Annotated in this window: 21 protein-coding genes and 1 riboswitch; of the genes, 12 read left to right on the top strand and 9 right to left on the bottom strand. The window is 46.4% G+C overall.

Annotated elements, in window-relative coordinates:
- Window positions 1–370 precede the first annotated feature (370 nt).
- On the top strand, window positions 371–1,168 hold the full coding sequence (gene dapB, locus ACODJP_RS03570; RefSeq protein ID WP_422478539.1) for a 4-hydroxy-tetrahydrodipicolinate reductase: 798 nt from the start codon (window positions 371–373) through the stop codon (window positions 1,166–1,168).
- A gap of 20 nt (window positions 1,169–1,188) precedes the next feature.
- Here the strand turns inward: dapB and ACODJP_RS03565 are convergent, their stop codons facing one another.
- The 3 genes from ACODJP_RS03565 to ACODJP_RS03555 are packed head-to-tail and all read right to left on the bottom strand — an operon-like array spanning window position 1,189 to window position 4,473.
- Window positions 1,189–2,154, bottom strand: a complete 966-nt coding sequence (locus ACODJP_RS03565) for a D-2-hydroxyacid dehydrogenase (RefSeq protein WP_422478537.1) — start codon at window positions 2,152–2,154, stop codon at window positions 1,189–1,191.
- Window positions 2,155–2,157: 3 nt separating this feature from the next.
- Window positions 2,158–3,291 (bottom strand): GntR family transcriptional regulator, encoded by a 1,134-nt coding sequence (locus ACODJP_RS03560; protein ID WP_422478535.1) that lies wholly within the window; start codon window positions 3,289–3,291, stop codon window positions 2,158–2,160.
- Between the two features lie 36 nt (window positions 3,292–3,327).
- On the bottom strand, window positions 3,328–4,473 hold the full coding sequence (locus tag ACODJP_RS03555) for an iron-containing alcohol dehydrogenase (protein WP_422478533.1): 1,146 nt from the start codon (window positions 4,471–4,473) through the stop codon (window positions 3,328–3,330).
- Between the two features lie 409 nt (window positions 4,474–4,882).
- On the opposite strand from ACODJP_RS03555, the gene ACODJP_RS03550 reads away from it, so the two are divergent.
- The 9 genes from ACODJP_RS03550 to ACODJP_RS03510 all read left to right on the top strand — a co-directional run bounded on the left by ACODJP_RS03550 (window position 4,883) and on the right by ACODJP_RS03510 (window position 14,337).
- Window positions 4,883–5,884 carry a DctP family TRAP transporter solute-binding subunit gene (locus ACODJP_RS03550; protein ID WP_422478531.1) on the top strand — a complete coding sequence of 334 codons (1,002 nt, stop codon included), beginning with the start codon at window positions 4,883–4,885 and terminating at the stop codon, window positions 5,882–5,884.
- A gap of 68 nt (window positions 5,885–5,952) precedes the next feature.
- Window positions 5,953–6,471 (top strand): TRAP transporter small permease, encoded by a 519-nt coding sequence (locus tag ACODJP_RS03545; RefSeq protein ID WP_422478529.1) that lies wholly within the window; start codon window positions 5,953–5,955, stop codon window positions 6,469–6,471.
- Complete coding sequence (locus ACODJP_RS03540) at window positions 6,468–7,745, top strand: TRAP transporter large permease (protein ID WP_422478527.1); 1,278 nt, start codon at window positions 6,468–6,470, stop codon at window positions 7,743–7,745. Before ACODJP_RS03545 ends, ACODJP_RS03540 begins: the two co-directional genes overlap by 4 nt.
- A gap of 12 nt (window positions 7,746–7,757) precedes the next feature.
- Window positions 7,758–8,204 carry an RbsD/FucU family protein gene (locus ACODJP_RS03535; protein ID WP_422478525.1) on the top strand — a complete coding sequence of 149 codons (447 nt, stop codon included), beginning with the start codon at window positions 7,758–7,760 and terminating at the stop codon, window positions 8,202–8,204.
- 364 nt (window positions 8,205–8,568) lie between these two features.
- Entirely contained in the window at window positions 8,569–10,170 is a 1,602-nt protein-coding gene (locus ACODJP_RS03530; RefSeq protein ID WP_422478523.1) for an ABC transporter substrate-binding protein, read from the top strand.
- Between the two features lie 238 nt (window positions 10,171–10,408).
- A complete protein-coding gene (locus ACODJP_RS03525; protein ID WP_422478521.1) occupies window positions 10,409–11,425 on the top strand; it encodes an ABC transporter permease in 1,017 nt (338 codons plus the stop codon).
- Window positions 11,426–11,442: 17 nt separating this feature from the next.
- The gene (locus ACODJP_RS03520) at window positions 11,443–12,327 is read left to right on the top strand and encodes an ABC transporter permease (RefSeq protein ID WP_422478519.1); all 885 of its coding nucleotides are present in this window, start codon (window positions 11,443–11,445) and stop codon (window positions 12,325–12,327) included.
- 16 nt (window positions 12,328–12,343) lie between these two features.
- Entirely contained in the window at window positions 12,344–13,345 is a 1,002-nt protein-coding gene (locus ACODJP_RS03515; protein WP_422478517.1) for an ABC transporter ATP-binding protein, read from the top strand.
- A 5-nt stretch (window positions 13,346–13,350) separates the two neighbouring features.
- Window positions 13,351–14,337 (top strand): ABC transporter ATP-binding protein, encoded by a 987-nt coding sequence (locus ACODJP_RS03510; protein WP_422478515.1) that lies wholly within the window; start codon window positions 13,351–13,353, stop codon window positions 14,335–14,337.
- Between the two features lie 25 nt (window positions 14,338–14,362).
- On the opposite strand, the gene ACODJP_RS03505 is transcribed toward ACODJP_RS03510, so the two are convergent.
- The gene (locus tag ACODJP_RS03505; RefSeq protein ID WP_422478513.1) at window positions 14,363–15,574 is read right to left on the bottom strand and encodes a cation:proton antiporter; all 1,212 of its coding nucleotides are present in this window, start codon (window positions 15,572–15,574) and stop codon (window positions 14,363–14,365) included.
- 51 nt (window positions 15,575–15,625) lie between these two features.
- Window positions 15,626–15,706, bottom strand: a riboswitch (Fluoride riboswitch).
- Window positions 15,707–15,781: 75 nt separating this feature from the next.
- On the opposite strand from ACODJP_RS03505, the gene ACODJP_RS03500 reads away from it, so the two are divergent.
- Window positions 15,782–16,432 carry a class I SAM-dependent methyltransferase gene (locus ACODJP_RS03500; protein WP_422478511.1) on the top strand — a complete coding sequence of 217 codons (651 nt, stop codon included), beginning with the start codon at window positions 15,782–15,784 and terminating at the stop codon, window positions 16,430–16,432.
- Here ACODJP_RS03500 and ACODJP_RS03495 read toward each other — a convergent pair.
- From ACODJP_RS03495 to ACODJP_RS03475, 5 genes are all read right to left on the bottom strand, one after another.
- Complete coding sequence (locus tag ACODJP_RS03495) at window positions 16,367–17,266, bottom strand: prenyltransferase (RefSeq protein ID WP_422478509.1); 900 nt, start codon at window positions 17,264–17,266, stop codon at window positions 16,367–16,369. The genes ACODJP_RS03500 and ACODJP_RS03495 overlap by 66 nt on opposite strands.
- Before the next feature lie 119 nt (window positions 17,267–17,385).
- Window positions 17,386–18,645, bottom strand: coding sequence for a DUF1302 family protein (locus ACODJP_RS03490; RefSeq protein ID WP_422478507.1), 1,260 nt, complete (start codon window positions 18,643–18,645; stop codon window positions 17,386–17,388).
- A gap of 11 nt (window positions 18,646–18,656) precedes the next feature.
- The gene (locus ACODJP_RS03485) at window positions 18,657–19,445 is read right to left on the bottom strand and encodes an outer membrane lipoprotein-sorting protein (RefSeq protein ID WP_422478505.1); all 789 of its coding nucleotides are present in this window, start codon (window positions 19,443–19,445) and stop codon (window positions 18,657–18,659) included.
- Window positions 19,442–21,802: an efflux RND transporter permease subunit gene (locus ACODJP_RS03480; RefSeq protein WP_422478503.1), complete on the bottom strand. Its 2,361-nt coding sequence runs from the start codon at window positions 21,800–21,802 to the stop codon at window positions 19,442–19,444. The genes ACODJP_RS03485 and ACODJP_RS03480 overlap by 4 nt, the downstream gene beginning before the upstream one ends.
- 95 nt (window positions 21,803–21,897) lie before the next feature.
- The gene (locus ACODJP_RS03475) at window positions 21,898–22,479 is read right to left on the bottom strand and encodes a TetR/AcrR family transcriptional regulator (protein ID WP_422478501.1); all 582 of its coding nucleotides are present in this window, start codon (window positions 22,477–22,479) and stop codon (window positions 21,898–21,900) included.
- Between the two features lie 177 nt (window positions 22,480–22,656).
- On the opposite strand from ACODJP_RS03475, the gene ACODJP_RS03470 reads away from it, so the two are divergent.
- A complete protein-coding gene (locus ACODJP_RS03470; protein WP_422478499.1) occupies window positions 22,657–23,718 on the top strand; it encodes an HD-GYP domain-containing protein in 1,062 nt (353 codons plus the stop codon).

Here is a 23,718-nt window from a genome sequence, read left to right as displayed (position 1 = left end):
TTAAATTTTTCTATCTATGTCAACAAAATGACAACAAAATTTCTAATAATCATTAATGGAGGATAATTGATCTTGATTAAATTTGATTAACTAAGTACTTATAATTACTTATTTAATATAAATATATTGATCACTCGTTATTATTTCTGATAAAGCTTGATAAAAGGTCTAAATGGCTTCCCAAGCTCGTGATGGGGGTTCGACTCCCTTCAGTCGCTTGTCTACCTAATCATCTTCTGTTCATGCATTTTCCACACTTCAATTACATCTGAAATGCAACCAATCCCAGAAAAAGTGTCACTGGGCGCAAAAGAGTCTTTTCTTGTTCTAGGCTAATGTGTCATGGTAGAGGGGAAAGACAGGAGGCCACATGATCGATATCATAGTTTCAGGCGCAATGGGGCGGATGGGGACTAAAATCCTCACAGAAGCTCTTCTACATGAGGACATTTCCGTCGTCGGTGCCTTGGGCAATCCGAGGAGTTCAACAATCGGTAAAGAACTACAACCTGGATTAGTTCTACAATCCGACTTGGCGAATATCTCATCGGAGAATGCGATACTGGTAGATTTTTCCACCCCTGCAGCTACGTTGCACCATATAGCCCTTGCCAAGAAAATTGGAATGCCGGTCGTGATCGGTACGACAGGTTTCTCGGAGGAGCAGGAGGTTGCTATTCGCGACGCGGCAAAATCCATCCCGATTCTCGAATCACACAACTATGGTATCGGCATGAATGCATTTTGGGAAATTCTTAAAGTAGCGACTCAATACTTGGGCAAGGATTTCGATATTGAAATTATCGAATTTCATGGTGCATCCAAACCCGATGTCCCAAGCGGTACAGGAAATACGATAGCCTCAATTATCGCAAGAGAGCAGGGAGATATACCAGAGGACGTCATCCAATATGGGAGGGAACAGAACCGATCCAATACTCGTAAACATCATGAGATAGGGATACATTCGCTGAGGGGTGGGTCCTATAGGTCCGATCATACAGTGATTTTCGCAGGGAATGGGGAGAGATTGGAATTTACCCATCGTGAAGAAGATTCTTCGATCATTGCAAGGGGCGTAATGTGGGCTACAAGATTCCTGCAGGGAAAGAGTCCTGGTGTGTACCATATGGCTGATGTGCTGGATTTCATGCGAAATTCACAGTAAGAAAATCGGTAGCGAACCCTCTAGTATTTAAGGTCGAAATCTACAAGATTTCTCATTCTCCGGTCTCCAAGGTAGTGCTTCATGTTATCGTAAAAGATCTCAAACACCTGGTGGGGATCGCTAGGTGACATACCACTTGCATGGGGAGAGATGAAGACATTGGGTAGAGACCACAGTTTGCTCTCTCGTGGTAGTGGTTCGGGTTCTGTAGCGTCAAAACCAGCTCCAGCCAAATGTCCGCTCTCAATTGCTGCAATAACGGCTTCTTGATCGACCAAAGACCCTCTGGCTACATTGATGATGTAAGAACCCTTCTTCATCATGGATATCCGTTTTGCGTGCATGATACCTTCGGTTTCCGGTGTAGAGGCGGTACAAACCACGACATAGTCAGCCCGGGGAAGTACCTGATCTAAAGAATCTGTCGTATATAATTCGTCCACATATGCAGGCTTGTCAGTCATCGTCCTCTTGATTGCAATAACATGCATTTCATGTGCTTTTGCCCGTTTTGCTAAGTTGCTCCCGATATCACCCAATCCGATAATGAGGATGGTACTCTCCCAGATATCGCTGGTAGGGAAATAACGCTCCCAATGCTTATCTTTCATCTGATCATGATAGGTGAATAGGTTGTGGTTAAGTCCAATGATTATACCTATGGTATGGTCGGCAATTTGGCGTCCAAATGTACCAACCGCATTGGTCAGCATGATATCTTTGCTCTGGTAGAGATCCTTGTCCACATACGGTCCGACCCCTGCGCTGGGAGTTTGTAACCATTTCAGGTTTTTGGCATGAGGCAGGTCTTGAGGTCTTGGAAAGCCGACCACAATCTCAGCTGATTCGAGTTGTTCTGTCGTATAAGAGGATTCATCGACCATAGTAATAGCCAATTTAGGAAATGTCTTGGTTAACCTATCCAACTCTTTCTGGTCTGGATTGAAGTGTGAGCAGCGGAGTAAAAGGGTTTGTATCTGTTTCATATATCAATTACCTATGTGAATGGGATGTTCGGGTGCTTTTGCCGAAGATTGCCGAATTACGAGAGAACAGGGTACATATGAACGCAAGGAGGTGATCGCTGAAGGATTTTGCATCTGGTAGAAAAGACCTTGTATCGATGCCAAAGCCAATTCTTTTACTCCGATATGGACAGTGGTGATAGCTGGAATCGCATAGCGGCTTTGTTCAACGTCATCAAAACCGACGATAGAGATGTCTTGTGGAACACGTAATCCCAACTCGCTGACCGCACGAAGGCATCCTATTGCGATATTGTCGTTGAATCCTACTATTGCTGTTGGTAGGGTATCGACAGATTGAAGCAGTTCCTTGGTGATAGAGTAGGCCGTATCCGGTTCCCAGTCACAACTCACTACATAAGGTGCCTCAATGTTGTTCTTCGCAAATGCATAGGTACAACCGATCATCCGTTCCCTTGAAGTCAGATATGAACTAATTCCTGTAATCAGTGCAAATTTCCGATGTCCCAACCCAATCAGGTGGTCACAAACTTTTATCATTCCACTGATATTGTCGGGTAGGTATGAACAGATCTTGGGGTTGTATTCATTTACCAATACGCAAGGAATGTGCCTATCGATTGCCATCTGGATGAATTTGTCAGCGGTATTGCTCACAAAAATAATTCCATCAAACCGCTGTTGCTGCAATAGTGTCAAAAAATCATCATCCTCATCCAAAGAGGAATAAAAACATGCATATCCGTTTGTCCTGCACACACGCTCTGTGTGGTAGAACAACGAAGAATAGAATGGTTGGCTGATCCTATCGGTTCTATGAACAGAGGGGGGGAGGAAAAACCCGATAGTCCCTTTACTGCCGTTTGCGGTTCTCTTATGGGTCTCATTTCCCCTGTTCCTCTGTTCTTCTTGTGCATCGGGACGGGAAACTTTTGTTCCTATCCCGGCCTGCTTTACGACCAAGCGTTCTTCAACCAGAAGCTTTAATGCTTTTCTTACCGTAGTACGATCTACATTGTGCTGCTCGCCGATCTCACGTTCAGATGGGAGTAAGTCTCCTTCCTGATACGCTCCACAGAGAATTTTTGACTTGATTGCGTCGTATACTTTCTCATACAACAATTTTGTAGTTCCCACGATGGTTTCCTCTCTGAAAACGTATCCGATTATTTTCTACAATGCAAGGTTGAAAATATTTCTGAATGTCTGCTCGTCAATTTTTCTCGGATTGCATGCGACATGTCCAGTTGTCTTCTGTACAGTTTCAACCATGAAGTCCAAATCCACTGGTTTATCACCAATGTATGATTTGAGTGAATCGGGTGCTTCTATGCTTTTCCTGATGCGTTTTACCTCTTCAATAGCAGCCAAGGCATTCTCTTTTGCGGGGGCTCCATGCTCAGCGACACCAAGAGCCTCTGCAATCTTTGCGTATTTCTCGGTGGCATGATCCAAATTGTACTCCATCGCCAGAGGAAGGAAGATAGAACAGGCATCACCATGGGGGATATCATACATCGCTCCAATGGGCTGTGCCATAATATGAGCAATTCCGATACCAGCCGAAATCGCACAACCACCGAAATAGCTAGCCAACAACATATTTGCTCGAGCCTTAAGATCTTCAGGTTGGTTATACGCCACCTCAAGAGACTCTTTTATCAGTCTAATACCTTGAAGACCGTTCATTTCGCTAATAGGTGTGGCGTTCAGAGATACATAGGATTCAATCGCGTGGCTAAGTGCATCCATGCCTGTGGCAGCGGTAAGCCTTTTTGGCATACCTACAGCTACAGTAGGATCAAGTATCACCACATCGGCGATCATGGTGTTATGATAGAGGCTTTTCTTTAGTCCATTGTGGTTATTTTTTACTACAGCTACCTTAGTCGCTTCAGCTCCTGTTCCCGCGGTTGTAGGAACCGCAAGGAAGAATGGAGGTACCTGGGTTACCTGTCTTCCTTCCATCTGGTACTGTTCGACAAGGCCTCCATTGGTTGCCATCATTCCTATGGTTTTTGCGGCATCGATGATACTTCCTCCACCAAGCGCAAGAGTGCAGTCGCATTTTTCTTCCACGAACACATCACGACCTTCGTTTATGACCGTTAGATCGGGTTCACCTTTTATTTTGTTATAGATGACATAATCGATGCCTTCAGCCTCCAAGCCTTCACAAATACGCTGACGGATCGCTGGATTTGAATTGAATGAAGCAAAAAAGACTTTCTTCAGTCCATACCATTTCAAGATTCCGGGAATCTCATCGATTCGGTTTTCTCCGAATAATACTCTTCTATTGTTCACCATTTCCCACATATATACCCTCCACTAGCTTCTTGATTCATGGTTATCTTTACTTATGCCACATGTAGCATACCTGTTGTTAATATCCTTGCATCGAATACAGTAAAAGTCAACAAAATTCATCAATAAAAAGAATACCTGTGTTCTATTATCACGAATGATTTAAGAATCTCACAGAAGATTCTAGCAAGTCATTGTAATACTGTAAGAGGTAGTGAGCATGTATATCATTTTATAATTCCTTATATTTTAAATGATTAATAAGTGCTGTATTTTCTCATCTGTTTTGAGTACAAAAATAATTGAAAAAGATGTTGCATTCTCTGGAACCTATGGTATGCTTTATAAAACATGTTGTAAGACATGTTGCTTAATTCTTAGGTGGAAAAGTCCACCTGTCACACAATAAGGAGAAGAAAACATGAAAAAGACGCTCGTTTTCCTGATGGTCCTAGCTCTTTTCTCATCGGTGGTATTTGCTCAAGGAGGTAAAGAGGCTCCTGCTGCTGATGCAAAGGGTCAGTATGTTATTAAGATGGGAACCCCATCCAACCCCGAAGACAACTGTGTAAAGGCATTCTTCGAGTTTGAGAAACTCGTTGAGGAGAGAACCGATGGAAGAGTCGATGTCCAGGTTTTCCACAGTGCTCAGCTTGGTGCTCACCGCGACTATATTGAACAGATGCAGATGGGAAGTCTCCAGGCGGCAGAGATTAATACAGCTGTCCTCTCTGGTTTCGATTCCAAGTTCATGGTTTTCGATCTTCCCTACCTTTCCAAAAATGTTGAACACCTTCAGAGTGTGCTTGGCAGTGGACTGGAAGAGAAACTCTCTGCCTCCTTGGAAGAGAGCACTGGTCTGAAGATTCTTGGATGGATGATCCGTTCTCCCAGAAATATCTACAACTCCCGTAATGCAATCGAGACTGCAGCCGACTTTAATGGTATGAAGATCCGTGTCATGGAGAGCCCTATCATGACCAGAACCTTCGAATTGCTCGGTGCGGTTCCTGTCCCCCTTTCAGCTGCTGAACGTTATATGGCATTGCAGACTGGAGTCGTACATGGTGCGGAAAACTCAGTTGGTATCATCGTTTCTGAAAAAGAATACGAAGTAACCGACTATGTTTCGCTTACTGCACATAACATTACTCCCAACATCATCGCTTTTGATAAGAATTACTTCGACAAGCTTCCTTCCGACATCCAGGATGTCTTGGTTGCTGCAGGTAAGGAAGCTGGTGCTTATGCAACCAGACTCGACTCGGAAAGCCAGCAGGCTACTCTCGACGAACTTGTTGCTCTCGGTATGAAGGTCAATGATATCGAAGACAAGAGTTCCTTCACAGAAGCTGTTTCACCTATCTACGAACAATATCGTGACGAGATTGGTGGCGACATCATCGATGCATTCTTGAAATAATCGATTAGTTATCGAGAGGGGACAGGTTAATCCTGTCCCCTTATGTGCGTATACAAAGGAGTTGGGAAATGGAGAAACTGATCCATGTCCTGTATGACTACATTATTGAATATATCGTGCGTATTGTTGGGGTACTGTTACTTACCACCATTCTTATGCAGATCTTCACCCGGATATTCTTCAAAGTTCCTTTTTCATGGACCGATGAGTTGGCTCGATTCGCCTTCATCTGGTACTGCTTTTTAGGTAGTGTCTTGACGATGTATAAGAAAATGCATCTGGGAATCGACTACTTTGAGAGCAAGATGAAACCCAAAGGCTTGTTCATTAACCGAATCTTCATCTATGCCATCCAGATTTTCTTTGCCATCATGTTGGCATATTTCGGTTTTAAATTATTGGGTATCGTAGGACGCCAGAAGTCTCCCATCATGCGAATGCCGATGAAATACATATATATGTCGTTGCCCATCAGTGGAGTCTTGTATTTTATACTCAGCATCAATGAATTGTATCTGCATATAAAGGGAGAATCTACTCCCAAGCCAGTCGTCATCTCGGATGTGGGGGGAGATATAAACCTATGATAGCTGCAATTGTATTTATCATTATGATCGGGCTCATGGTCTTTAACGTCCCTATCGCCATATGTACAGCACTTGCGACCGTAGGTGGTATTGCTTGGACACAAGATGTTCCCATGATGGTATTCGTTCAGAGGATGTTCACGGGGATGGATTCGTTCACACTGATCGCAGTTCCTCTATTCATTCTCTGCGGTCGATTCATGGCCTTGGGAGGAATCACCAATGACCTTATAGCAATGTCCCGGGTCATGGTAGGATATTTTAAAGGCGGTCTGGCCTACATTAATATCGTTGCTAGTATGCTCTTTGCCGGTATCACAGGTTCGGCGGCATCCGATACCTCTTCCGTTGGAGCGATCTTGATTCCCGCAATGGAAGAACGGGGCTTCGATAAGGACTTCTCTGTTGCAGTAACCGCGACCTCTTCCACCATCGGGGTCATGATACCGCCATCCATTCCCATGGTTGTCTATGGAGCCTCTTCAGGAGCCTCTATCGGAAAACTGTTCCTTGGAGGACTTATTCCCGGAATCATAACCGGTGTAGCCTTGATGATCCTTTCCGGAATCATTGCCCATAGGCGAAATTACCCGAGTGATGCCTTTGTAGGAATCAAGCAGAGTATCATCATTTCCCTCAAAGGAGTTCCAGCTCTTCTTACTATCGTGATAATCCTCGGTGGAATCGTCGGTGGTGTTTTTACTCCCACCGAGGCTGCTGGTATCGCTGCTTTGTATTCATTCCTGCTCGGCAAATTCTATTACAAGGAACTCAAATTCCGCGATATCCCCAAGATGTTAGCTGAGGTCGCACTTACTACAGGTCAAGTCGCGCTCATGATCGCTACTGCGTCATCCTTAGCCTGGTTATTCGCACAACAGGGTGTTCCTGGTATGATCGGGGGATTCATCACCGGTATCACAACCAATAAATTCGTTCTCCTGCTGATCATGAATCTATTATTGCTCTTTGTCGGAACCTGGTTGGATTTGAGTCCTGCTGTTATTATCTTTACTCCGATTCTTCTGCCGATCGCTACTAGTTTGGGCATAGATCCTGTGCACTTTGGTGTGATTATGGTCGTAAACCTTGCGATTGGATTGTTCACTCCTCCTGTAGGAGTCTGCCTATTCGTCTCGTGTGGAATCGCCAAATGTTCGATCAGTTATGTGGTGAAAGCATTTATCCCCTTCTTGGTTGTAATGATTGGTGTTCTGTTGTTAATAACGTATGTTCCGGCATTGGTTATGACCATTCCGAACCTACTGATGTAGAAGGAGATTCCCATGGTTTTACGACATATCGATCCAATGATTTCGGCCGACCTTATGCATGTACTGATGCTTATGGGACATGGTGATGAGATTGTATTTGCTGATAGGAATTTCCCTGCGGTATCTCTTGCGAAGCGCCTTTTGCCGTATCAGGGAGTATCCATTACCCAATTGTTGCCTAAGGTTCTTCATTATTTCCCCATTGACCATGCGGTGGAGCATCCGGTGAAAATGATGCTCATACCGGCAGATACTGACTACAAGGGGAATGTGATGGGCACCTACCGACAATTGTTGGATGAGGCTCACGGAGCTTCCGTTTCCGTGGAGTCGATGCCGCGGGAACAATTCTATGAGAGGGCATCGAAGGCCTTTGCTGTTGTAGCGACAAGTGATTCGGCGCGATTTGCCAATATCATTATCAGAAAGGGTGTTGTCAGGATCGGTGAAGAGGACTGAACTGACCTAATCTGTAAGGATGGAACCGCCCACAATTCATCATTTTTTGTGGTCGGTTCTAAAATTCATTTGAAAAAAAATGCTTGATAAGATTTTTTTTACAAATCGAAAATTGATATTTTCATCACATATCCAGATAAAATCTGCTCTATTATGAAGGCGCAAATAAATACGTATATCTTGCAACGTAGTTATTGTGGTACTCTAATAAACTGCTATATTTTGCTTTAAATCTCTCCTTTAATATGCATCCAGATCGTGATGTTACCCTAAGATAACTTTTGTACTTTCAATTTGCGAATAGAGATTGTATTATTATGCGGTATATTACATAATACGTTAATAAACTTTTTAGGGGGTTGCTATGAAGAAAGCATTTTTAATTCTCTGTGCTCTTACGCTTCTTGTTCCCGCTGCACTATTCGCAGGCGGTGCACAAGAGGCAGCACCTACCGGTGCCGATGATTCGAAGATGGGCGGAGTCCTGGTCTTCGGTCGTTCGGGAGACTCTGTCAGCTTGGACCCCGGTCGTGAGACCGACGGTGAATCATTCTATGCCAGCACAGCGGTATTCGATACACTTGTTGAATTCGTACCGGGACAGACAGCTGTCCAACCTGCTTTGGCTACTAGTTGGGACATCTCCGACGATGGTCTGGAATATACCTTCCACCTTCGTGAAGGGGTGAAGTTCCACGATGGAACTCCTTTCAATGCCGAAGCGGTCGTTTTCTCCTTCGAACGTCAGTTCAAGGAAGACCACCCATATTATGATCTTGGGCCTTGGAAGTATTGGGGCTACATGGATATGGACAACATCGTCAAAGAAGTTATCGCTGTTGATGATAATACTGTCAAGTTCCACCTCAAGAAGGTTGAAGCACCCTTCATCGCCAACTTGGCTATGGATTTCGCTTCAATCGTCTCACCGACTGCTGTTGAAAAGTTGGGCGAAGAGTTCATGAACAATCCTGTTGGAACAGGCGCATTCAAGTTCGTCTCATGGACCAAGGATTCCGACATCGTATTCGACCGGAACCCCGACTATTGGGGTGGTCCTGTCTACCTTGACAGACTCATCCTCAAGGTTATCCCCGATGCTACAGCCCGTTGGCTAGCTTTGCAGAAGGGTGAAGTCGACCTGATTGACTTCCCTGCCAATGATGACATTCCCGCTATGCGTGAAGCTGATGGGATTAAGTTGATTCAGCAGGCTGGGTTGAACGTTGGTTATCTTGCACTCAACACCCAGAAGAAACCCTTCGACAACAAGCTTGTCCGTCAGGCAATGAACTATGCCATTGACCAGCAGGAAATTGTTGACGGAGTCTATGGTGAAGCAGGAAAGGTCGCCAAGAATCCGCTTCCACCAGACATGTGGTCCTACAATGATGACATCGAAGACTATGGGTACGATCCTGCCAAGGCCAAGGAATTGCTTGCAAAAGCCGGTTATCCCAACGGATTCGAGATGGAGCTCTGGGCAATGCCTGTAGCACGTCCCTATAACCCTGATGCCCGTAAGGTTGCAGAGATCATGCAGGCCCAGTTGGCGAAGGTCGGTATCGACGCTGAGATCGTTTCCTACGAATGGGGAACATACCTCAACAAGACCGATATGGGCGAACACCAAAGTGCCATGCTCGGATGGACTGGTGACAATGGTGACCCGGACAACTTCCTTTGGGTTCTCCTTTCAGCTCCAGCAGCAGAACTTCCGGCTGGAAATATCGCTCTTTGGAAAAACGATAAGTTCACCGATTTGGCTGCGAAGGCCAAGGTTACTGTCGATCAGGCCGAGCGTGACAGATTGTATCGAGAAGCTCAGGAAGTCTTCCACGAAGAGGCTCCTTGGGTTCCTATCGCCCACTCTGTCGTAACGGTCCCTGCTCATGACTATGTCCAGGATTTTGTTCTCTATCCTACCGGAAAGCGTGTATTCAAGCACGTCTGGTTGGAAAAGTAGACTTTTTCCCGAACTGTGGAATCAAGCACAATCACCCCCCGTCGTTGGGGGTGATTGTCTGATATTTTGTTTATTTCCAAACGAAGCGAAAGCAGTGGAGCCATGCAATGGAGCCATTGTCTAGCGAGTATAAGAAACGTATGGTCGATACCTCACCCCTTGGGGCGAATTAGGAGGCGGAGCCTCCTGGATCCAAGGGTTTTCCTGGGGTATTGATACTTTCCATCTCGAGGATTATATGATCAAACACATTCTTAAACGATTGGCACTACTCATTCCAACACTGTTCGGTGTCATTACCCTCGTTTTTTTCATGATAGCCCTTGCCCCTGGAGATCCTGCGAGGATCATGTTGGGTGAACGGGCCAATGCCGAGCAGGTTGCCCAATTACGGGTTGAGCTGGGATTGGACAAACCGTTGATCCAACAGTACGGCATTTACTTGGGGCGCGTTGCCAGATTGGATCTGGGGAAATCAATCGCCTCAGGGCAACAGATCGCTGAAGAGATCGCTTCACGTTTCCCTGCAACGATAGAATTGGCTTGGTATGCCATGATTTTCGCTACAGTATTGGGTATTTTATTGGGGGTGTCATCTGCGATAAAACGCAACACCTGGGTCGATTATACGACCATGGGAGGGGCGCTGGTAGGCGTTTCCATGCCCGTGTTCTGGCTTGGATTGGTTCTAATTATGGTCTTTTCCGTATGGCTGGACCTTTTGCCAACCGGTGGTCGTATGAACATCCGCTATTATTTCACTCCAATCACCAACTTCTATGTCATAGATGGATTCATCATGTGGTTTAGGGAGGGGACTCCCAAGTACTTGCTCTCTGCAATCCAGCATCTGATCCTTCCGACGATTGCGTTGGGTACTATTCCTTTGGCGATTATCGCAAGGACAACAAGAAGCAGTATGCTCGAAGTAATGCAGCAAGACTATATCAAGACAGCTCGATCGGCTGGAATCAAGGAACGACGGGTGATTTACCGTTATGCCCTACGTAATGCGTTATTGCCGGTAATTACAGTCATTGGACTCCAATTCGGGCTCTTGCTCAGTGGAGCGATCTTGACCGAGACGGTCTTCTCATGGCCGGGTATCGGAAGATGGATATACATATCGATCGGAGCACGTGATTTTCCTGCCGTACAGGGTGGAATAATATTCATTTCCACCTTCTTCGTGCTCATCAACCTTGCCGTGGATATTCTCTATTCCGTGGTGAATCCAAAAATTCGACTGCAGTGAGCGACAGGGGAAAGATTATGAAAACAACTGAAATAGTGGAAACACCAAGAATCAAAGAGCCCACTCCGCTCCAAGAGACTTGGTATCATCTTAAGAAGAACAAAGGTGCGATGGTTGGCCTAGGTATTATTTCGGTCTTCATCCTCATGGCGATATTCGCCCCTTTGGTCGCGCCACGAGACCCTTTGATCCAGGATGTTGCAGCTAGGATGACTCCCATGTTTACTGACGGTTACGCTTTTGGTACCGACGATTTGGGTCGCGATATGCTCTCCCGTCTTATCTATGGGGCTCGTATTTCAATGACGATCGGAGTCGTATCCGTAGGTATATCGCTTTTCTTCGGTATCATTATCGGTGTGACATCGGCCTATTATGGAGGAATCTTTGATAAGATCGTCATGCGTCTGATCGACATCATGCTTGCATTCCCGTATATCCTGTTGACGATAGTCATCGTTTCTATTCTCGGTCCATCGCTCACCAATGCGATGGTCGCCATCGGAATCTCACAGATTCCCCGATATGCTCGTGTCGTAAGAGCTTCGGTATTGGCAGAGAAGGAGAGTGACTATGTACTGGCAGAGAAGGCTTTGGGAGCGGGGGACTTTGAATTGATGTTCCTTACCATACTTCCAAACTGTCTTTCACCTACTATCGTACAGGCTACCTTGGGAGTCGGTGAAGCAATCCTCAATTCAGCAGGTCTTTCATTCCTCGGATTGGGAGCCCAGCCCCCCACACCTGAATGGGGGCTTATGATTGCCAGCTCTAAGCAGTTCCTCACCAGTGCATGGTGGATTGTGACATTGCCAGGTATTGCGATCTTGTTAGCAGTACTTGGATTCAACCTCTTTGGCGATGGACTTAGAGATATCCTCGACCCAAAGATGCGAAACTAGAAGGAACAGATTATATATGGAAGATAAAAAAGATATTCTGTTGTCTATAGAGAACCTCAACTTCTCATTTGATACTCAGCGAGGTGTAGTCAATGCCGTGCGTGATCTCTCGATCACCATCCGTAAAGGCGAGACCTTGACCTTGGTAGGAGAATCGGGTTGTGGAAAATCTGTGACAGCACATTCAATAAACCAGCTGAATCCCATGCCACCGGGTAAGGTCGATAGCGGCGCTATCATGTTCCGAGGAAAAGATCTTCTCAAACTCAAGAAGGGCGAGATAGAAAAACTCCGTGGTACCCAAATCTCCATGATTTTCCAAGAGCCTATGACAGCTTTGAATCCCGTGTTCACTGTAGGTTCCCAGATTGCCGATGTCTTTCTGACACATCAGGACATTTCCAAGGAAGAGGCTATGAAGAGGACTGTCGAACTCTTCAAATTGGTGAAAATTCCCGCTCCTGAGAGGCGGGTTCATGCCTATCCCCACCAATTGTCTGGTGGTATGCGACAGAGGGCAATGATTGCAATGGCATTGGCGTCACCAGAGCCGGGCTTGATGATTGCTGATGAACCCACTACAGCCTTGGATGTGACCATACAAGCTCAGATTTTGGATCTTCTCAACGACTTGAAGAAAGATGTTGGTATGTCAATCCTCCTGATCACTCATGATATGGGGGTCGTTGCCGAAATGGCGGATCGGGTAGTGGTAATGTATGCGGGAAGAAAGGTCGAGGAGGCCGACGTATTCTCCATTTTCGAATCACCGAAACACCCCTATACCTTAGGATTGCTCAATTCATTGCCCTCCAATACGAAGTATAAGGGAGCAAAACGTTTGGAGGCGATTACGGGAACTGTCCCAGATATGAGGACCATCGGTGCCGGTTGTCCATTCGAGAACCGTTGTGCCTACGCTTCGGAAATCTGTGGTAAGGAATTTCCCTCGGAAACAGTACTGGATGAATCACATTCGGTGTGGTGCCACAATTACCAGAAAGTTGAGGAGGTGTGATACCGATGAGTGGTTCAAAAATAATAGAAGTAAAAGATCTGAAAAAATATTTTACCATTAAAAGCGAAGGAGCAACTGAGACCAAAGCTACATTGAAAGCGGTCGATGGAGTCTCCATGGATGTGTTCGAGGGAGAAATCCTGGGGGTTGTTGGAGAATCAGGATGTGGAAAGTCGACTCTCGGGAAGACCATCATGCGTCTTCACGATAAGACTGAAGGGGAAGTCCTCTATCGCGGCAATGACTTGTTTGCGAAAGATCCCACAGCTATGAAAGAGATGACCCTGAAGATGCAGATGATCTTTCAAGATCCCTACTCATCGCTTAACCCTCGTAAAAAGGTATCCAAGATCATTGGTCAGCCACTGGATATCCATAAGATTGGAACACCAGAAGAGCGCATAGATCGTGTTGCACAGCTGATGGATGAGGTCGGGTTGAACCCTCGCTTCCGATTGCGCTACCCCCACCAGTTCTCTGGAGGTCAGCGTCAGCGTATCGGTATCGCGCGAGCCTTGGCTTTGAATCCTGAGTTCATCGTCTGTGATGAGGCGGTATCGGCCTTGGATGTCTCGGTCCAGGCACAGATTCTGAATCTCTTGCTTGACTTGCAGGAGAAGTATGGATTCACTTACCTCTTCATAGCGCACGATCTGGCTGTCGTTGAATTCATCGCAACGAGAATCATGGTGATGTATCTTGGTCGTATCGTCGAGATCGCTGATAAGCAAGAGCTGGTAGGAAACCATGTACATCCGTACACTCAAGCACTGTTTACAGCTTTCCCTGCGACAGATCCACGTGCTCGTGAAGGGAAGAAACGGATCATCATGGGAGATGTTCCCTCTCCAATTAATCCACCACAAGGGTGTCACTTTCATCCAAGGTGTCCCTATGCTGTGGATAAATGTCGTCAGCAGTATCCACCGTTGAAAGAGGTTTCACCTGGCCATTCGGCAGCCTGTTGGGTTGTACAGAACGATACAAAATAAGGTTTTCCCTATCCAGAGAGTCGGCTCACGCAGCCGGCTCTTGTTGCAACAACCGCTTACCAGCCCAAGCAATCGCCCAAGCTCCCGTTGGAGCTGTGAGTACTATGCTCATGACTGCAACCGCAAGGATAACCTCTCCAGGGACAGTATCCATTCCTCTACTTGCCATGACCAACAAAGGTGCGGACCCTATGGCGGCCTGGACGGTAGCTTTGGGAAGGTAGGATATTACTATGAACAGGCGCTCCTTTTGATTGAAGGGAGACCCTATCGTGCATAGATAGGATCCGATAGAACGGAAGAACAAGCCTATCAAGATGAGAGCCGCTCCATAGATACCTGCTTGCGCGGCGGCTTGGAGGTTCACTTGGGCGCCTACCATGGAAAAGAGGATGATTTCAGCGAATACCCAGATCTTACCCAACTTGAGCGAAATCTCATGTGCCATACGCTGTCTATGCTCCAAGATGACATACCCGATAGCCATGACCGCGAGAAGTGCTGCGAATGGGATATCCTTTGTTTCAAGGAAATCTCCCACATGCACAAGGACAATAGCCACCCCAATGATAGCCATTGCACGCTTGGTAGCCCTCGGGTTGAATCGATCGAATACTTTATAGAGTATTATTCCTGCTAGAATACCAACAAGGATTCCACTTGCTATAGCAATCGGTATACTCGCTACTTTCCATCCAATATGGATATTCGATCCCGTATAGATACCGATAAGTACGCTATATGCTACGATCACCACAACATCATCAATACTCGCAGCTGCTAATATGAGTGTTGGTATACCCTTTCCAGTACCTCTTTTCTCATGCATGAAGCGAACCATCATAGGCACGACAACTGCTGGAGAGACTGCTGCCAGTATACATCCGAGAATCGCCGATTCCATCCTAGTAAGACCGAGCATGACTGGACCGAATATGGTTATGGCTACAGCTTCGAAAAGTGCAGGGAGGAATGCCAACAGGAGTGCTTGCACGCCCACCTTGTCCAGACTCTCTTTAGAGAGTTCAAACCCTGCCCGAAGAAGAATGACGATAAGGGCAATCATACGCAAGTCTGCACCGACTTGTAACATCTCTAGATTCATGACTCCAAGGACCGATGGTCCTAGTACAATGCCTACACCAAGCATACCGATGAGACCGGGCATGCCGATCTTTCTAAAAAGCCAATCTACCATGAGACAGAGGATGATGATTTCAGCCAAGTTGATAGCCATGGGGACTCCTTTACACACACCACACCCATTACGATAGGGGAGTTGGGAATTTGCTGTGTAGGAGTTATCAGTGGAGACTCTCCACGGTTATACCCTTTAAAAGGTTGGGCGAACCCCATCGCCTAGGCAGTATCGTAGTGACTGAATGGAAAAAGGTCAATCGACGAGAAGCTCCTCTCCGTGGTATCTTTATACAAGAGGTGTAGGATGGCCAACGATGTATTCAATTCGATCGCCGGAGTATACGGATGGTTCCACCGCTACCAAATGCGGCGATTTTCTGAAATCCTCGAAGCCCATGAGGATCGGATCAATTTGGTATCCATGCATTCGGTATGTGATGTCGGATGTGGGACTGGAGCACTTTGTGCCGTTTTAGGTGCTCGTGGATTGGAAGTGACAGGGGTGGATCCAGCCCAAAAGATGCTCGAAGTAGCGCGGAAGAAAGTTCCTGACGAGCGGGTGGCCTTCGTTTTGGGAGATGCAATTCATGGTCTGCCATTCAAAGACAAGAGCTTCGATCTTGTCTTCACTAGTCACGTTGCCCACGGGATGCCTCCTCACGAGAGGAAGATTCTATATGCAGAATTGATGCGAATTGCCAAACGAGCGGTGGTTGTCCACGATTACAATGAGGAGCGGGCTATCCTCACAACCATTGTCGAGTGGCTTGAGAAAGGCGATTATTTTGGCTTCATCAAGCGGCCGAAAGAGGAGATGGAAGAGACTTTCCCTTCTATCACCACCATACAAGTAGGAAAAAGAGCCAACTGGTATGTCTGCCACTGTCCGTCACATGACCAGGGCACCGACCATACTGGCGAGGAACGCAACACAATAAAAAAGGAAGATTTGTGATACGCTACCCATAGAGGGACCTTTTGTTTTAAGGGAGAAGCCTCTCTTTTCCATGTGAAGCAAAGTCTTCCATGCAGGAATGAATGCAATGAGCATGCAAGGGATCGTTACCATTGGCAAGAAATTAACCATGGCAAGCGCCATCGGGAAAAAGAACGATACCAGTACCATCGATCGCATAAGGTTGCCGATTGTGCGTTCACTCAAAACAATCGAAAGTGTTTTTCTTCCAGCTACTGTATCTGCCTCGCGGTCACAGGTATTATTTACTGTAAGGATCATTCCAATAAGGATGAGCAGAGGTAACGAAACGATGATACTGTGCCAATCGACCGAGAGCGATTGGACATAGTAGCTTATACCGAAGAGCACCGTTCCCAGAAAACCACCTGCGAAGAGTTCCCCGAATGGAGTCCTAGAGATGGGGTAGGGCCCTCCTGTATAGACAAAGCCTACACCCATGCAGATTCCACCGACCACAATCAGATAGAAGCTGGTCCACCATGCGAGAATGAGACCAAGAACCGCTGCCGCACCGAACAAGGCAAGGGAGATGAGAAGCGCTAACTGAGGATCGACACCTTCGTGTACCAGGACCTTGTCACGCTCGAAGTTGAGCTCCGCCTTATCCGTACCGCTGGTGAAATCGAAGTAACTGTTAAAACCTGTGGTCCCCATATCGACAAAGAGAACAGCGAAAGCCATTACCAAAAAGCGACTCCACGACCACTCTCCGGTGACCATGGCGGCATAGAGACTTCCGCAAAGGAAGGTGCCCATGCTAATGATTTTCGTGCGAATTTCCACTATGCGGTTAAACTGGGTGATAGTCATGCCAGCACTATAGCGTAAATTCGATAGTTTGCGAATTCCTTGAAGAAAAAAGGCTGCTAGAAAAAGGTGAGGTCCACAGCAATGCCATGGACCTCGGTATCGATATCGAGAAAAGGGTACTAGAAATACCAACGCAGGGATACGTATCCCATAGAGTTATCCTCATAGGCTCCGAATGTACCATCTTCATCACCAACGAAGATCTCAAGACCTCCTTCCAATAGCACTCCATCTTCCAGTGACCAGGAGAGCGATGGGCGTATCAGCGCATTCATCGGATCGAGTTCCACATAGGTGAAGATTTTCGCCGTGAGCCGGTCGTCCATATAGGTGTCCTGGACCCTGAAGGTGACCGTATGACCCATTTCATTGAGCATCTTTCCCTGTTCAATCATACCATCGGTGTAATTGTGGATATAGGAGAGAATGTACTGTCCCGACATTTCCATACCCCATAGACTCCAGTCTAGTCCAGCCAAAGCCTGCAGCTGGTGGCGTTCCTCTACTGAAACTGAAACCGCCGGGAATGCTCCCGAGACCACTGAGAAGGGCTTGTCCAGGTAGGCAGCGGCTTCTCCACGGAGGACAGCGTTGCCGAGGGTAGTACTGAAACTTCCTCCTACCACGGTATACCGCCCATACGCTTGATTTGCCTCTGGGTCAGTGACTGCTGGGGGGAGTGTCATAGACTCGATATAGGGCTCATCTGTCCAAGCATAGCCTCCCATGACTTCCCAACTGATGCGGGGGCCGAAATAACGGATCTTCCCGAAAATTTCACTGTTCTCTAAATTCAAGGCAGGACTATCGGGATCGTTGACGGTTACTGAAGTTCCTGCCGGAAAGGGTAGAGGCATCTCTCTAGTCCAAATGGAGTCGCTAGCAGGCATGGATGAGGGAACGAACTGTGGAATCCAGATCCCTTCGAAGGTATAGGATCCTGCATAGTAGTCGGCCTTCACCGCAGGAATACCCTTTCGGATTTCCCTGAAGTCGGCCAGTATGAACGATCTCATATCACGGGGACTTACGATATCGGTGATGAATGCGCCTTCGGCTTGCCCCCACATGATAGCCTGTTTACCGACTCTGATATCGGCATCATCGAAAAAGAAATCGATATAGGCTTCACGTATGCCCAATTCGGGTTCACTTTCGATTCCTACATAAGCATAGGGATTGACCACCAGACGAGTCATATCACCCCAACCTTCGAGGGTAAGGTCGAGGGTCTGTTCGTTCTTGGTGAGATTCGCATCCATGACACTCACTCCCGTATAACTGCGGAGCATGCCATTGAAAGCGATATCCTTGGCACCGATGGTGCCTCCAACCAATATCATGGCTGCAATCGTCACATATGATATATATTTTCTCATTATCGACCTCCTTAGGTTCGTGGTCCCATCTTCATCTGACGTTCACTGAAGAATGAATCGCGCAGATTGTTATCGAATGAAACCTCGTTCATCATGATTCGGGTAGAGGAATTCTTTTCCAGATTGCTCATGGTCATATCGGTGATTACCCAGATGCCATCAATCTTCTCGTACTCGTCAATGGAGAGTTCTCTCACTACCGAATTTTTACTATCCAAGAATTCTTTCTTCAAGCCGATCCACTCATCTTTGATTACCCAGCTGGTTGTCTTAGCATAATCGTCGTTCGGTTTCACGGGTACACTCTCCACGACATAGCAATCCCAACCATCGATTTGCTCTTCCCGAAGGATCGTATGGATATCCTCATCGGGGTGTCTTGCTCCCATGTCATCATAGGTGAAATCGCTTCCCATGAAGGATTCATTGCTCTTATCCGAAGCAATTCTCCTTACACGTCCAAGAGCCGGGAGATAGATCCACTGATCGTCATCCTTTCCATCCGAATAGCTGTAGCTTAGGAAACTAGTGTTCTTCACATCCGCGGGTGCGGTGAAGAACATGATCTTTTTCTCCGTGTTCCCGTCATCTTGGCGGAATTGTACGATACTCCGTTCCCGGGTCGAGCCACGTGAATTGGTTATTGTCATGTTGAGTGTTGCCTGCATATTGTCGCCGCTTGGGCGTCTGTAGACCTCATCCATTACCTCGGCTCCAGTTGTTTGAGCCTGGAGGTTCGCAAGTGAAAGCAGTACTAGAGCTGCCAGCACAAGAAAATGTTTTCGATTGATTTTTTTCATACGGTGGTATCCTCCTGACGTATGGTTTCTGTCGGCCTTATGGCCGTGGTATTACGGATAAATTTTCCCCTCTTGTCCAAAGCTATGATGGTCACAAGAAGAATGGACAATGTGCCGATCGCACTGGTCGCCATATTCAGTACTATCAAGGTTCCTACTTGCCTATTTGGAGGGAACACGCTGAAGACTAGTACCGCGAACCCACCCATAACCGCTATCGCGTTGTAGATAATCGCTCTTCCTGTATGACGGATGGTCGCGAAGGTCGCTTCACGGATCGTGAAGTCCTCCAACCGCCTATTGCGGTAGTGCTCTATGAGGTGGATGGCATAATCCACACCGATTCCCACAGCTATACTTGAGATCAATGCGGTAGCGGAGCTGAGCGGGATATCGAACAATCCCATCACACCGAAGTTAACTACTGCGGTGATAGCAATCGGGATCGTTCCCACGATTCCAATCAGGATATTCTTGAACAATAGTGCCAGAAGTAGGGCTACTATGCCGAAAGAAAGGACCAGGCTGACAATCTGCCCTTCTAAGAGTAACTCGGAGAAGACAAATGCTTTATATCCACTCCCCGCATACCGGACGGTTACACCTAATGATTCGAATGAACTTCTATGAGTCTCGATTACGGCAATGATATCACTCATGACTGCTGAGCTGTCGCTCTTCAATTGGAAGGTGATATTGGCATTCATGTATTCATAGTCGATTACGGTCTCCAAAGTTTCCGGATCTCCAGAAAACTCATATAGAAGCAGGTACTGGGCAACTAATTCCCTCTCATCTGGAATTCGGGAGAACGCCTCATCGTCTTCATTCATGACTTTGTTCATTCGTTTTATGAAATCGGTGAGCGAGAAGGCAGCTCCCACCATAGGATCTTTGAGAATTTCACCTTGCATGTTATCCATGGCTTGGAGAATGGCAGGATCCTTGAAGGCTTGGTCCTCTTCAGCGGTGAGAATCACATTGAGCGAGGAGGTGCCTCCGAACTTCGTATTCACAAAGTTGTCGGTAACCACGATTTCGCTGTCTTCTTCGAAGTTGGCGAGGAAACTGGTATCAATCCATACCTTTTGGGTACCAAAGACGCCAAATACAGCTATACCGATGGCTATGACGACAATGAGAGCTGGCTTTTTCATGATGAAACGACCCCAACCGTTCTTTCCGTACCAAGGGCTTTTTTCTTCATCATCTACCATCTCGTCGACTGTCTCTTTTCCCTTTTTAGGTATACCAAGCAGATATATGCTGGCAGGGAATAACAGAAGGGCGAGCACCATCTCTGTCATTACTCCAATGGCGGAGAAAAGCCCAAAATACCGTACTGGCAACACCTGGCTGGTCATAAGTGCAAAAAATCCGATAGCGGTAGTGAGAGCCGCCATGAAGACAGGCCTTACCATCGCTTTAAGTACCGTGTCAACCAACTCCCCTTTTTGAATGGAGGGATTCTGCCGTATCTCATGGTGGATAGCATTATGCATATGGATTCCGTAAGCTACGCCGATGGCGATCAACATGACTGGAATCATAGTATCTACGGCATAGACCGGTACGCCGAAGAGAGCCATGCTTCCGAATGCAGCTACCGTTCCAATAAGTACGATGATCATATTGATGATCGTGTCACGGACACTGCGTAGTAGGAGAAGCAGCACTCCTATCATGACCACCATGACGATGGGGAACATCCTTGCCATATCGGCTGGGCCGAGCTCAGCGAGTGCGCCCTCTACTATAGGTCTCCCTGCGATGTACATGGTTTCTGGACCTTCCCATTGCTGGGCATAGGTTTTCAATCGCTTTTGCAAATCCTGTGAATCGGATTCGGGATCGATTTCTGCAATTATTAGGGTGGCTGTTGCGTCTTTGCTGACATTGCGTCCATAGATCATCTCATTGGAGACAACCTTATTCTGCATCTCCTGTAATTCTTCAGCAGTATTTGGAACACCATCGCTATAGAACGATTCCACTTCAAGACCCCAATCACTTCCGGTGATATTGTCAGCCGTATAGAGTGAGGTCACAGCTCCCTCGGCGATCTCTGGAAAACTCTGTGGGAGATCCATGGTGATATCACGGATCTTGGTAAGAGTGCCTTCGTTGAATATGGACACAGGATGCTCTATGGCAATGAGAATCATATCCTCAATTCCGAACAGAGATTCTGCTTCATCACTGAACGCAAAGGCAGGGTGGGTAGATGGCATGTACTCATTTAGGTCGGTTTCGAGCTTTGCATTCTTTGCAATAGCACCTATGCCGATACCAGTGAGTATCAGGATGATGAGAAGAATAATGATAGGCTTCTCAGCAATGGTCCGAATTTTATGCATGGTTCCTCCGAATATACTGTTTTGTAGTTAACGATAACTAACTACTAAGTTACTACAAGACCACCATAGTCTCCATCTCAGTCAATGATCGGAGTCTACCGTGGTGTGAATAGCTTTACGATACTTGGTACCAACGTTTGTGTTTTTTGTGATAACAATGGACCCTCACTTCGTAAATGCCACTGAGTAACGGTGAGCCGTATGGTGCCTAGAAGCATGGTAGCGATAGTGTGGGCTGGAATGTCGCTCCTACATCCATTTTCGGCTTGGAATTTAATGATAATTTTTTCCAACAAGGAAATCATATCATCTAGCATCCTTGCGAGCAGGGGGCGGAGTTGAGCGTCGGCGTGGAAGGCCTCTTCAGTAAATACGAATAGGGCGAATGCCGGGTTGGATTCTATCCTGGAAAAAAGCATGGAGAGAAAACTTTCTATAAAGCGGTCAAATGGTTTCTCCGTCATTCCTGTTTCAGAGAAAAGGGGAACGATAGATTGCTGAAGATTTTGGAGCAGGGCGACCAATAGATCGTGTTTACTCGCGAAATGGCGATACACGGCAGGTTCCGATACTCCGATTGCCGCAGCTACATTTCGTATGGTCAACTTATGGGTTCCCTGTTCGACTACTATGTGCATGGCAGCTTCAACTATGTTTTGTTGTCGGTCGGTAAGCATATCCCATCACCTCCATGTTGGTTATCGCTAACTAACATACTGCTCTTGAGAAGTTTTATCAAGAGTGAAAAGGAAAAAACAGAAAGATTTTACAAAAATACTACAATATTTTTTTCGTTTACTTTGCAATATGCTCCCTCTATACTAATCCCAAAAGGTTTTCAAAGGAGAGTTGCGTTGGCAAAAGTCCTCATTGTAGATGATTCTCATATGGAGATCGTACTGATTACGGAACTGCTCAGTGATATGGAGGTGGTGAGTGCCAAAGATGGCTTGGAAGCCCTTAAAATCCTTGCACAAGATACAACCATTGAGATTATACTCCTTGACCTATATATGCCCAACCTTGATGGTTTTGGTGTATTGCAGCACCTTAAAGAACAGGACTCTCATATTCCCGTAATCATTCTCACCAATGCTGATGATGTTGAGTATGAGGTAAAGGGTTTAGAACTTGGAGCGGTCGACTTCATTCGAAAACCAATTAATCGACGGGCATTGCATAAGAGAGTAGAGATCCAGTTGGAACTCATCGAAGCCCACCAATCGATTACTGAACACAACGAGCGGCTACAAAAACAGGTTGATGAACGGACCTTGGAGGTAATGAGGGCAAGCGAAATTACTATACAATCGCTCATCTCATTGTTGGAAGTTCGGAATATCGAGACAAGCAACCATGCAAGAAGGACCAGTCGCATGATGGAGCTCCTCTGCAATGCTTTGGCGAAAAAGAATTATACCGGATACGGATTGGATGCCAAGACTATCCGAGAATTGGTGCGAACAGCTCCATTACACGATATCGGAAAAGTGGGAATACCGGACAGTATCTTGCTAAAACCAGGAAAACTAACACCACAAGAGTTTGAGATTATGAAATTGCATGTCGACTATGGCGTGCATGCATTGAATTATCAAGACTCTGGATCCAAGATAGCTATGGGATTCATCGAGACAGCACGACAGATCATACAGAACCACCATGAGCGATTCAACGGAGGGGGGTATCCTCGTGGCCTCAAAGGAACCGATATCCCTCTACCTGGTCGCCTTATGGCAATTATCGATGTATACGATGCATTGACCAGTGATCGTGTCTATAAGAAAGCCCTTGCCCATTGGGAAGCATTGGAAACCATCAGTGGGGAACGGGCTATGCACTTTGATCCGATTATTACCGATGTGTTTCTGACTTTGGGAGACCAGATACAGGAGATAAGCCGACAACTGAGATAG

Origin of the sequence: Pleomorphochaeta sp. DL1XJH-081, assembly GCF_049310885.1 — a bacterium.
Taxonomy (GTDB): Bacteria; Spirochaetota; Spirochaetia; order Sphaerochaetales; family Sphaerochaetaceae; genus CAYZJV01.
Note: the sequence above shows the minus strand (reverse complement) of the source record. Positions and strands in the feature narration are given on the sequence as shown.

Bases quoted from the DNA above. Each gene is read 5' to 3' on its own strand.
- ACODJP_RS03550 (WP_422478531.1), top strand. From the start codon at position 4,883: ATGAAAAAGACGCTCGTTTTCCTGATGGTCCTAGCTCTTTTCTCATCG.
- ACODJP_RS03540 (WP_422478527.1), top strand. From the start codon at position 6,468: ATGATAGCTGCAATTGTATTTATCATTATGATCGGGCTCATGGTCTTT.
- ACODJP_RS03495 (WP_422478509.1), bottom strand. From the start codon at position 17,266: ATGACTATCACCCAGTTTAACCGCATAGTGGAAATTCGCACGAAAATC.
- ACODJP_RS03505 (WP_422478513.1), bottom strand. From the start codon at position 15,574: ATGGCTATCAACTTGGCTGAAATCATCATCCTCTGTCTCATGGTAGAT.
- ACODJP_RS03510 (WP_422478515.1), top strand. From the start codon at position 13,351: ATGAGTGGTTCAAAAATAATAGAAGTAAAAGATCTGAAAAAATATTTT.
- dapB (WP_422478539.1), top strand. From the start codon at position 371: ATGATCGATATCATAGTTTCAGGCGCAATGGGGCGGATGGGGACTAAA.
- ACODJP_RS03535 (WP_422478525.1), top strand. From the start codon at position 7,758: ATGGTTTTACGACATATCGATCCAATGATTTCGGCCGACCTTATGCAT.
- ACODJP_RS03530 (WP_422478523.1), top strand. From the start codon at position 8,569: ATGAAGAAAGCATTTTTAATTCTCTGTGCTCTTACGCTTCTTGTTCCC.
- ACODJP_RS03515 (WP_422478517.1), top strand. From the start codon at position 12,344: ATGGAAGATAAAAAAGATATTCTGTTGTCTATAGAGAACCTCAACTTC.
- ACODJP_RS03490 (WP_422478507.1), bottom strand. From the start codon at position 18,645: ATGAGAAAATATATATCATATGTGACGATTGCAGCCATGATATTGGTT.
- ACODJP_RS03545 (WP_422478529.1), top strand. From the start codon at position 5,953: ATGGAGAAACTGATCCATGTCCTGTATGACTACATTATTGAATATATC.
- ACODJP_RS03485 (WP_422478505.1), bottom strand. From the start codon at position 19,445: ATGAAAAAAATCAATCGAAAACATTTTCTTGTGCTGGCAGCTCTAGTA.
- ACODJP_RS03475 (WP_422478501.1), bottom strand. From the start codon at position 22,479: ATGCTTACCGACCGACAACAAAACATAGTTGAAGCTGCCATGCACATA.
- ACODJP_RS03520 (WP_422478519.1), top strand. From the start codon at position 11,443: ATGAAAACAACTGAAATAGTGGAAACACCAAGAATCAAAGAGCCCACT.
- ACODJP_RS03500 (WP_422478511.1), top strand. From the start codon at position 15,782: ATGGCCAACGATGTATTCAATTCGATCGCCGGAGTATACGGATGGTTC.
- ACODJP_RS03525 (WP_422478521.1), top strand. From the start codon at position 10,409: ATGATCAAACACATTCTTAAACGATTGGCACTACTCATTCCAACACTG.
- ACODJP_RS03555 (WP_422478533.1), bottom strand. From the start codon at position 4,473: ATGTGGGAAATGGTGAACAATAGAAGAGTATTATTCGGAGAAAACCGA.
- ACODJP_RS03480 (WP_422478503.1), bottom strand. From the start codon at position 21,802: ATGCATAAAATTCGGACCATTGCTGAGAAGCCTATCATTATTCTTCTC.
- ACODJP_RS03565 (WP_422478537.1), bottom strand. From the start codon at position 2,154: ATGAAACAGATACAAACCCTTTTACTCCGCTGCTCACACTTCAATCCA.